The following is a 4,988-nucleotide window of genomic DNA, read 5'->3' on the forward strand; positions in this document are numbered from 1 at the left end:
GCCGCGCGCGCCGCGCTCGCCTCCGGTGTGGCGATCGGTGGCGCGCCGTTCGTGCTGGCCCGCCTCGCCGACCTGACCGGGCTGCGCACCGCCTACCTCGTCGTGCCGCTGCTGCTGGCCGCCCTCGTGGCCCGTACGCTCGCCGCCCGCGACCGCTGACCAGCCAGCACCGGTTCCGCGTACCGCTTCTTCATCGTCGCGACGATCTCGTCCGGGTCGGCGGCCCGCACGTCCGCGTTGAAGATCTCGACCTCGATGACGCCCGCGTATCCGGCCGCCTCGACAGCGCCGCGGGCGAAGGTCGATCACTCCGTCACCCATCATCGCCCGGCCAGCAGGACGCCCGGCGGAAGCGGGTCAAGGAGGTCACACACCTGGAAGCTCGCGATCCGTGACCCACGCGGGCGACCGAGGCGAACACGTCCGGGTCCCACCAGACGTGGAAGCACAGCAGTCGACCACCACCCCGACGCCAGGTCGAACGCCTGGGCGAACGTCGGCACCACCGACCGGTCCGCGCAGTACATCGCGTGCAGCGTCTCCACGGCCGACAGTACGGCACCGGCGAGGTCGCGGGACCGGGCGGGGCAGCCCGCCCGGCATGAGGACGAGACAGGCCGCCGCCTCGCCGACGGCCCGGCGGTCCCGCTCGCGGTAGTCCGACCCGGTGAAGAAGCCGCCGATGCAGCGTCTCCACAGCCGACCGTACGCCGCACTCGGCCGCGCACGGCACCGGCGAGATCTCGGAACCCGGCGGACAGTCCGCCCGGCACGGGAACGAGGCCGGCCGCCTCGCCGATGGCCCGGCGGTTCCACTCGCGCCGGTCCGGCCCGGTGGAGGAGGCGCAGCGACGGCACGCCCGCGGAACGTACGAGCGTGGGCGGCCGTGTGCTCGCGTCACAGCCCGATCGCCTTCAGACCGTGGCGTACGCAGCCGTCCGCGACGACCAGCGGGGGGTCACAGGCGGTTCACAGCACTCCGGCGGTGGTGAGGAACGAGCGCATCCGGCGCATGGCCAGGTCCGGGTCGGGCAGCAGGCCGGCCTGGTCCGCGAGCCGGAACACATCCGTCAGGTGCAGCACCGACCGGGCGCTCTGCGCGCCGCCCACCATCACGAACGCGTTCTGGTGGCCGGCCAGCCAGGCGAGGAAGACCAGGCCGGTCTTGTAGTGGTAGGTCGGCGGCTCGAAGATCTTGCGGGCCAGCGGCAGCGTACGGTTCAGGATTTCGTCGTAGTCGCCGGTCTCGCCCCGGTCGAGGGCGGCCAGGGCCGCGGACGCCGCTGGGGCGATCGCGTCGAAGACGCCGAGCAGCGCGTCGCTGCCGTCCTTGATCAGCGAGGGGTAGTCGAGGTCGTCGCCGGTGTAGAGCCGTACGCCGGCGGGCAGCGCCTCCCGCAGCCGCGTCTCGCGTTCGGGGTCGAGGAGCGACACCTTGACCCCGTCGATGGCCGGGGCGTGCGCGTTCACCAGGTCCAGGAACGACGACGTGGCCGCCTCGGTGTCGCCGCTCCCCCAGTATCCGGCCAGCTTCGGGTCGAACATCTCCCCCAGCCAGTGCAGGATCACCGGCCGGGACGCCTGCCGCAGCAGCCGCCCGTACACCTCGTGGTAGTCCTCCGGAACGCGGGCGATGGCGGCGAGCTGCCGGCTGGCCATGAGGATCACACGGGCGCCGGTCTGCTCGACCACCGCGATCTGTTCCTCGTACGCGTTCGCGACCGCCGCCGGCGAATCGGCCTCCGGCGCGTGGTCGGTACCGGCGCCGCAGGCGAGCAGGTCGTACGGGTCGCCGAAGGCCTTCGCCTCGGCCGCGCTGCGGCGGACCAGCTCACGGGTCGTGTCCCAGTCGAGGCCCGCGTTGCGCTGCGCGGTGTCCATCGCGTCGGCCACCCGCAGGCCCCAGGACCACAGGTGGCGGCGGTAGGCCAGCGTGGCGTCCCAGTCGAGCTTCGCCGACGCCGGCTCCGCCAGCGGGTCGGCCACGACGTGCGCGGCCGCGTACGCGATGCGCGAGGTGGGCCGGCCCTCCGCCCGCGGCCAGGCGTACGGGCCCTTCAGCTCGTACGACTCCAGCGCTCCCCCCGATGCGGGGAGAAGCAGGAAGCGGCGGCCCGGCCGGCGCAGGACCCGGTTCTCACGTGTGATCATCGAGCGTCTCCAGTTCGATTCGGCGGCCCTCCGCCGAGGATCGCAGGCCCGCCTCCGCCACGTACACCCCACGGGCCCCGGCGCCGAAGTCGTGCGGGAACGGCGCGTCCTCGACGACGTGCCGGACGAACATCTCCCACTGGACCTTGAACGCGTTGTCGAAGTCCTCGTTGTCCGGTACCTCCTGCCACTGGTCGCGGAAGCCGTGGTTCGCGGGCAGGTCGGGGTTCCAGACGGGCTTCGGCGTCATGCCCCGGTGCTGGACGCGGCAGTCGCGCAGGCCGGCCACGGCGCTGCCGTCCGTGCCGTCGACCTGGAACTCCACCAGCTCGTCGCGGTTCACCCGCACGCACCAGGAGGAGTTGATCTGTGCGATGACACCGCCGTCGAGCTCGAAGATCCCGTACGCCGCGTCGTCCGCGGTCGCGTCGTACGGCTTGCCCTCCTCGTCGGTCCGCCGCTCGATGTGCGTCACGGAGCGGGCGAACACCGCGTCGATCCGGCCGAACAGACTCTCCAGGACGTACGTCCAGTGCGGGAACATGTCGAGGGTGATCCCGCCGCCGTCCTCGGCGCGGTAGTTCCATGACGGGCGCTGGGCGGCCTGCCAGTCGCCCTCGAACACCCAGTAGCCGAACTCACCGCGCACCGACAGAATCCGCCCGAAGAAGCCGCCATCGACGAGCCTCTTGAGCTTGCGCAGTCCGGGGAGGAAGAGCTTGTCCCGCACGACGCCGTTCTTGACCCCCGCTTCACACGCGAGCCGCGCCAGCCGGAGCGCGCCGGTGAGGTCCTCGGCGGTCGGCTTCTCGACGTAGACGTGCTTGCCGGCCGCGATCGCCTGCGTGACCGCCGGGACGCGCGCCTGGGTGACCTGGGCGTCGAAGTAGATCTGGGCGTCCGGGTCGGCGAGGGCCTCGGTGAGTGAGGCCGTCCAGTCGCCGATGCCGTACTCGTCGGCGAGGGCGCGGAGCTTGGCGGGGGTACGCCCGACGAGAATGGGCCGCAGCAGGACCCGGCCACCGTCACCGAGCGGCACTCCTCCCTGCTCGTTGATCGCCAGGACCGAACGGACGAGGTGCTGGCGATGCCCCATCCGGCCGGTGACGCCGTTCATGATGACGCCGAGGGTGCGTACGGCCATCGATGACCTCTCTGTGGGGGAAAGCGCTTTCTGGCCACGGTACGCAGCGGTGGGGTGACGTGTCCAGATCGCCCATCTCGGGCGTCTCGCCGTCGGCGTGGGCGGTGCCTTTCCAGCGGATCGCAGTCAGCGCGTGTCCGATCGCGATGCGGGCGTGGACGACGAAGTGTTCGTCACCACCTGGGGCGACGTGATGACCAGGCGCCGGGTACCTGCGCACCGAGAGCGGCGCGGAGGACTCGCCCTCCCACGACCTGCTCGTGACACCGTGTGCCCACGACTGATCTCCGATCCGACGGACAGCGGGTGGACGTACGGCTCGAACCGTGCGCCGCTCCCCAGCCCGCCGGACCTGGCCCAAGAGGGAGCACACGCCAGAGCAACGCGGACGTCAGGACGGAACGCACCTGAGATGACACAGGTGCCAGGACAGGGCCGCGGCCGAAGGAACACGAGCGCCAGGACGGGACAGCTCGAAGGAACACGGGGATCAGGACGGGACGCGCCCGAAGGAACACGGGCGTCAGGACAGGGCTCGGTTGCTTTCCAGAGGCGGGTAAGGGCGCGCTTTCTACCGAGAAGGCGCACAGACTCGAACAGGAGTAGGCCGACCGCGCAACCGGTGGTCGCCGAGCGAATCGGCGTCTGTGTTTCGCCGAGTTTGGGTCGTGCGCGGCGCCGATCGCCTCTCGGCTCTTCGGCCGTCCCGACCCTTCAGGTCGCCTCTGGGCGGCCTGCTCAGGGTCAGCGTCTGAGAGGCGCACCCGAGGCAAGGCCGCAGTCCGAGGGGCGCGGGTGTCAGGACAGTTCCACCGCGCACTAACCGCCTGCGGCAAGACCGCCGCCGAAGTCCCGGCGGAGATCCGGCCTGCGGCAAGACCGCCGACGGGATCTCCGCGCTCCCGGCCGTGCCCGCTGCGGCGGCCTTCCGGAGGCAGCCGAGGATGCGCTCTATGCCGAGAACCTGCAAGGACTCGGACAGGGCCAGACCGTGCGACCGGTGACCTCCACGCGGACCAGACCCGCGCCTTGCCGAGTTTCAGGCCGTCGCGACACCGATCACCTCTGCGCGCGGCTTCACCGCCCGCTGAGAAATCTGCTCAGGCCCACCGCCCGAGCGACACACGCCAGGACGGGGCCGCGCTCGACGGGCGCGAGTGTCAGGGCAAGGCGGCGGCCTTCCAGCGGCGGGCAACGGTGCGCTCTCGATCGAGAACGCGCAGAACATGGACCGACCGGGTGACCCGGGGGCCGCCGTGCGGATCGAGACCCGCGCCTTGCCGAGCCTTCCAGCCGACACCGATCCCCCGTACGGAACCTTCGGCTCTCCGGACGTCCGGACCCCTCAGGCTGCGGCTGAAGAGCCCATCCAGACCTGCCAGCCGAGAAGAACGCGCCGAGACAAAGTCGCACCCGACGTCAGGACAAGACGGCAGCTTTCCAGAGGCGGACCAGAGTGCGCTCTCGACAAAGGACCTGCAAGCACTCGAACAGGGACAGACCGACTAGGCGACCAGTGACCGCCACGCGAATCAGGCCCCGCGCCTCGCCGGATTTCCGGCCGTACGCGACGCCGGTCCCCCCGCACGGGACCTTCAACTCTTCGGCCGCCCGGACCCCTCAGACTGCGGCTGAAGAGCCCATCCAGACCTGCAAGGATTCGAACACGGATCGACCGAGTGGTCCGGGGAC

3 protein-coding genes are annotated in these 4,988 nt (G+C 71.2%); all 3 read right to left on the minus strand.

Annotation, left to right across the window (positions count from 1 at the left end):
- Positions 1-970: 970 nt before the first annotated feature.
- Positions 971-2,152 carry a dihydrodipicolinate synthase family protein gene (locus ACFFNX_RS41985; RefSeq protein WP_378211811.1) on the minus strand — a complete coding sequence of 394 codons (1,182 nt, stop codon included), beginning with the start codon at positions 2,150-2,152 and terminating at the stop codon, positions 971-973.
- On the minus strand, positions 2,139-3,296 hold the full coding sequence (locus ACFFNX_RS41990; RefSeq protein ID WP_378211813.1) for a Gfo/Idh/MocA family protein: 1,158 nt from the start codon (positions 3,294-3,296) through the stop codon (positions 2,139-2,141). The genes ACFFNX_RS41985 and ACFFNX_RS41990 overlap by 14 nt, the downstream gene beginning before the upstream one ends.
- A 1,419-nt stretch (positions 3,297-4,715) precedes the next feature.
- A complete protein-coding gene (locus ACFFNX_RS41995; RefSeq protein ID WP_378211815.1) occupies positions 4,716-4,895 on the minus strand; it encodes a hypothetical protein in 180 nt (59 codons plus the stop codon).
- Between the last annotated feature and the right edge of the window lie 93 nt (positions 4,896-4,988).

It is taken from the genome of Actinoallomurus acaciae, assembly GCF_042429965.1.
Classification (GTDB): Bacteria; Actinomycetota; Actinomycetes; order Streptosporangiales; family Streptosporangiaceae; genus Actinoallomurus; species Actinoallomurus acaciae.